Below are 4,958 nucleotides of genomic sequence, written 5' to 3' on the forward strand. Positions count from 1 at the left end.
CGCAAAGCCTGGAAGCTTGGTTCATGCACATCCCTGGGATGAAGGTGATCGTGCCGTCCACCCCACGCGACGGCAAAGGCCTGCTGACGTCGGCCATCTTCGACGAGGACCCCTGCCTGTTCGTCGAAACCATTCGTCTGCAAGGCAAAAAGGGACCCGTTCCCGTCGAGCCCGGTTTCTCAATTCCGCTCGGCCAGGCCGACATCAAACGATCCGGCACCGACGTCAGCTTGATCAGCTACGGCCGCAGCGTGCACGAGGCCCTAGCGGCCGCAGGGACATTGGCCGATCAGGGGGTGAGCGCGGAGGTCGTCGACCTACGAACCCTGGTCCCCCTCGACGTCGAGACGATCGTCGAATCCGCACGGCGTACCCGAAGAGCCGTCGTCATCCATGACGCAGTCCAATTCGCCGGGCCAGGAGCAGAGATCGCCGCAATCCTGCAGTCCGAACTCTTCGGTGAATTGGCCGCACCCGTCGAGCGGGTGGGTGCCAGGTTCGTCCCCAACCCCGCCGCCGCCGAGCTGGAGGCGCAGGTCTACCCGTCGGCAGCGCGCATTGTCGACGCCGTTCAGCGCACCCTGGAGAAAGCGAAAATCCGTGGTTGACTTCGTCATTCGCATCCCACGGGTATCGGTGGCCGTCTCGGAAGCCGAGCTGACCGGCTTCCTTGTCGATGCCGGGGAGCATGTCGAGGAGGGCACGCCGATCTATGTGATTGCCACCGAGAAGGTGGAACAGGAAATCGAAGCCGGGGCCTCGGGCACCGTGCAATGGACGGGCCAGATCGGCACGACCTACGACATCGGCGCCGAAATCGGCGTCATTACGTCATAACGAAAGGGCAAGCAGATATGGACCTCAACGAGACCCGCGAACGAATCATCTACCAAAAGGAAGGGGCCATCGCCAAGATCACGCTGAACTGGCCCGAGAAGGCCAATGCCCAGGACCAGAAGCTGGCCGAAGAAGTCGACGCGGCGCTGCTGGATGCCGACCGCGACTACGACATCAAGGTGCTGGTGCTCAAGGCCAACGGCAAAGGGTTCTGCTCCGGACACGCGATCGGCAATAACGCCGTCGACTACCCGTCGTTCGTGGAGAACGCCATGGTAACCGGCCACCCCTGGAAGGCGCAGTCGGATCTCTTCGTCAAGCCAACCCTGAATCTGTGGGAGTTCTCCAAGCCCACCATCGCGCAGGTGCACGGCTACTGCGTGGGCGGCGGTACGCACATGGGCCTGACCACCGACATCGTCATCGCCTCCGAGGACGCCTACTTCTCTTACCCGCCCCTGCAGGGGTTTGGCATGCCGTCCGGCGAATGTTCCATCGAGCCTTGGGTGTTCATGAACTGGCGCCGAGCCGCCTACTATCTGTTCACCGCCGAAGTGATCGACGCCAAGAAGGCGCTGGAGGTCGGCCTCGTCAACGAGGTGGTCAAGCGGGAGGACCTGGACGACCGCGTGGACGCGATCGCCCGCCACATCGCGCAGGCCCCGTTGACGACGCTGATGCTGACCAAGGCCAACCTGAAGCGGGCCTGGGAGCTGATGGGTATGCGGGTGCACTGGCAGAGCTCCAACGACCTGGTCGCGCTCGCGTCGATCAGCAAGGACGTGCAGCAGCTGATTCAGACCGTGTTCAAGGACAAGGTGCTGCCGTCCGAGCATGCCAGGCGCCAGGCCGCCGCCGCCGCATCGAGCGACGGCGCGACGGCTACTTAATCTCTCGGGTCTGCTGGTGAATATCGCCGATCACGCGGTCAGCGCCGCAGAGTCGCCGGCGTTGATCATGTCCGACGGCGAAACGGTCTCGTTCGGTGAGTTGCATGCCCGCAGCCGACGGGTCGCCGCGGTGCTGCACAGCGCCGGGTTGCGCCGCGGCGACGGAGTGGCCCTGGTATTGCCGAACCGGCCTGAGTTCTTCGAAATCACCTGGGGCTGCCAGTGTTCCGGGCTTTACTACACCGCTGTCAACACCCACTTCACGCCCGAGGAAGTTGCCTACGTCATTGACGACTCCGACGCAAAGGCGGTGTTCGTCGACGCGTCGATGGGCGATGTCGCTACACATCTGCGCAATGCCAATGCTGCCGTCCGGGTTCACATCGCGGTCGGCGGTGATTTGGCGGGCTGGCAATCCTACGACGACGCTGTGGCGACGGCCGGTGCTGCACCGCCGGTCTCGGACGGTTCGGAGATGCTGTACTCGTCGGGCACCACCGGGCGGCCCAAGGCCGTTCGCCGACCGCTTCCGACGGACGGCAACGGCTCGTGGGCCCAGTCGGTCCTGGAGATGGCGCTGATCCACAAGTACGGCATGCGTGCCGACAGCGTGTACCTGTCACCGGCACCGCTGTATCACGCCGCCGGGGTCAACTACACGATGGCGGTCAACCGCGTGGGCGCGGCCGCGATCATCATGCGCAAGTTCGACGCGGAAGCAGTGCTCCGGTTGATCGAGACGCATCGGGTCACCCACGCGCAGTTCGTGCCGACAATGTTCGTGCGGATGCTCAAGCTGCCGAAGGCCGTTCGCGAGAAATACGACGTCTCTAGCCTGACGTGTGTTATCCACGCAGCAGCGCCGTGCCCGGTAGATGTCAAGCACGCGATGATGGACTGGTTCGGGCCGACCATTCACGAATACTACGGCGGCACAGAGGGGTTCGCCGGCACCACAATCGGGCCCGAGGAGTGGCTCGCTCATCCCGGCTCGGTGGGCATACCGATGGCCCCGGTGCACGTGGTCGGCGAGGACGGACGGGAACTTCCCGTCGGGCAGTCCGGCGAGCTTTACTTTGAAGGTGGACCCGCGTTCGAGTACTTCAAGGACGCCGCCAAGACCGCGTCAGTGTACAACGACCGCGGCTGGCGCTCCTTGGGAGATATGGGCTATGTCGACGAGGACGGATACATGTACCTGACCGACCGATCGACGTTCATGATCGTCTCCGGCGGGGTGAACATCTACCCGCAGGAGGCGGAGAACCTGCTGGTGATGCATCCCAAACTGGTCGACGCGGCGGTGTTCGGCGTTCCCAACGACGAGTTCGGCGAAGAAGTCAAAGCCGTCGTGCAACCGGTCGACGGCGTCCCGCCGGGGCCCGACCTCGAAGCCGAGCTCATCGAGTACTGCCGAGCACACCTCGCCGGCTATAAGTGTCCCCGCACAGTTGAATTCGACACCCTGCCGCGGGACCCGAACGGAAAGCTCTACAAGAGGCGTATCCGCGAACGGTACTGGCAAGGCCGGGCATCACGGATCTTATGAACGAGGGATTGGGCAGCATGACCACTCAGAAGACTAACGTGAATTGGACTCCGCTTCCGGTGCCGTGGGCGGTCCAAGCCGCCGACCGTATTCCCAAGCAGCGGTACTACGACCCGGAGTTCTACGCGCTCGAGACCGAACTGCTCTGGCCACGGGTGTGGCAGATGGCATGTCGCCTCGAGGAAATCCCGAAGCCGGGCGACTACGTCGAGTACGAGATCCTCAACGAGTCCATCATCGTGGTCCGGCTGGACGCGGACAACGTGCGCGCCTACCACAACGCCTGCCGCCATCGTGGGGTAAAGCTGGTGGAGGGCAACGGGAATCGGCGCACCTTCGTGTGCCCGTTCCATGGCTGGTGCTGGGGAATGGACGGACGCAACACCTTCGTGCTGAGGCCGGAGGAGTTCGACGAGCACAACCTGGACCCGGAGGATCTTCGCCTCGTATCGGTCAGGTGTGAGCTCTGGGGCGGGTGCGCGTGGATCAACCTCGACGACGACGCGCCACCGTTGCGTGACTGTTTCGAGCCGTTCGCTTCGATCTACGACGCCTGGAAGGTGGAGTCGCTGCGCGTCGAGTGGTGGGAGTCGTGCCGGCTGCCGGTGAACTGGAAGCTGGCAACCGCCGCCTTCATGGAGGGCTACCACGTCCCGCAGACCCACCCCCAATTGCTGCCATCCTCAATGCCCAACGCGTCGCAACCACCGGGGCTGGCCCAGACCAACATTTATTTCATGCGAACGCTCGGCGAGGGCATGGCCGGCATGACCCACGAGAACGACGTCCGCATCGCAGAAGGTTTGCAGGACATGGAGCTGCCGTCCGATCCGGCCGAGGCGATGGCCGTCTGGCGCAGCACCCTCAACGACGCCATCGTGCACTGGCACCGAGCCCGGGGCTGCGACATCCCCGACCTCAACGAGTTGGCGCGTCAGGGCATCACCGAGGCGATCAATTTCTGCTTCCCGCATTACTTTGTGCTGCCTCAATACAGCAGCGCCTCGTCGTACCGGATCCGGCCGCTGGGTCCCGAAGAAACGCTGTTCGAGATCTGGTCGCTGACCCGCATCCCACCCGACCAGAGCACGCCCAAGCCGACACCACCCGTACCCATGGCGCCGGACGACCCGCGCTGGCCACCGATCCCGGCGCAGGACTTCTCGAACTTGCCGCGACAGCAAAAAGGGTTGCATTCCAAGGGATTCGAGTATATGCGCCTGTCGGACCAGATCGAAGGGCTGATCTCGAACTTCGAACGGGTCGTCGACGGCTTCCTCGCAGGCTTGCCGTACGAAACCCTGGTCCCGGCGATTCAAAAAACCAACACCACCATCGATGTTCCGATCGCCGATCTCGGATTCAACCCGGAGGCACGATGACGACCCAATGGGATCACACCGTCGACCTGCTCATTGCGGGCAGCGGTGGCGGGGGGATGGTGGCGGGGCTCGCCGCGCTCGATAGCGGTCTCGAGCCGCTGATCGTCGAAAAGCAAGCGCTGGTCGGCGGATCGACGGGGCTGTCCGGCGGCATCGTCTGGCTGCCCAACAATCCGTTGATGCGGGCCGACGGCATAGCGGATTCGCATGAGGACGGGCTGGCTTATCTCGCCGACGTCGTCGGCGACATCGGCGCACCCTCGTCGTCCGCCCGCCGCGAGATGTTCCTGACGGCCGGCT

The 4,958-nt window shown here is 63.9% G+C and carries 6 protein-coding genes; all 6 read left to right on the forward strand.

Features of this window, described 5'->3' with window-relative positions; all coding sequences use genetic code 11:
• Window positions 1–608, forward strand: a 608-nt coding sequence (locus WBF82_RS03555) for an alpha-ketoacid dehydrogenase subunit beta (RefSeq protein ID WP_424381718.1), incomplete at its 5' end; no start/stop codon positions are given.
• Complete coding sequence (locus WBF82_RS03560) at window positions 601–837, forward strand: biotin/lipoyl-containing protein (protein ID WP_424381719.1); 237 nt, start codon at window positions 601–603, stop codon at window positions 835–837. The genes WBF82_RS03555 and WBF82_RS03560, both read left to right, overlap by 8 nt.
• Before the next feature lie 17 nt (window positions 838–854).
• Complete coding sequence (locus tag WBF82_RS03565; protein WP_424381720.1) at window positions 855–1,727, forward strand: enoyl-CoA hydratase-related protein; 873 nt, start codon at window positions 855–857, stop codon at window positions 1,725–1,727.
• Between the two features lie 16 nt (window positions 1,728–1,743).
• Window positions 1,744–3,276, forward strand: a complete 1,533-nt coding sequence (locus tag WBF82_RS03570) for an acyl-CoA synthetase (RefSeq protein ID WP_424381723.1) — start codon at window positions 1,744–1,746, stop codon at window positions 3,274–3,276.
• Window positions 3,277–3,293: 17 nt separating this feature from the next.
• Entirely contained in the window at window positions 3,294–4,658 is a 1,365-nt protein-coding gene (locus WBF82_RS03575) for an aromatic ring-hydroxylating oxygenase subunit alpha (RefSeq protein WP_424381721.1), read from the forward strand.
• Window positions 4,655–4,958 (forward strand): FAD-binding protein (locus WBF82_RS03580; RefSeq protein WP_424381722.1); only part of this gene is annotated, 304 nt, incomplete at its 3' end. The genes WBF82_RS03575 and WBF82_RS03580, both read left to right, overlap by 4 nt.

The sequence above is a fragment of the Mycobacterium sp. genome (assembly GCF_049673265.1).
Lineage (GTDB): Bacteria > Actinomycetota > Actinomycetes > Mycobacteriales > Mycobacteriaceae > Mycobacterium.

What these genes read in the sequence shown, in the direction of transcription:
- WBF82_RS03565 (WP_424381720.1), top strand. Translation starts at nt 855, where the DNA reads ATGGACCTCAACGAGACCCGCGAACGAATCATCTACCAAAAGGAAGGG.
- WBF82_RS03575 (WP_424381721.1), top strand. Translation starts at nt 3,294, where the DNA reads ATGACCACTCAGAAGACTAACGTGAATTGGACTCCGCTTCCGGTGCCG.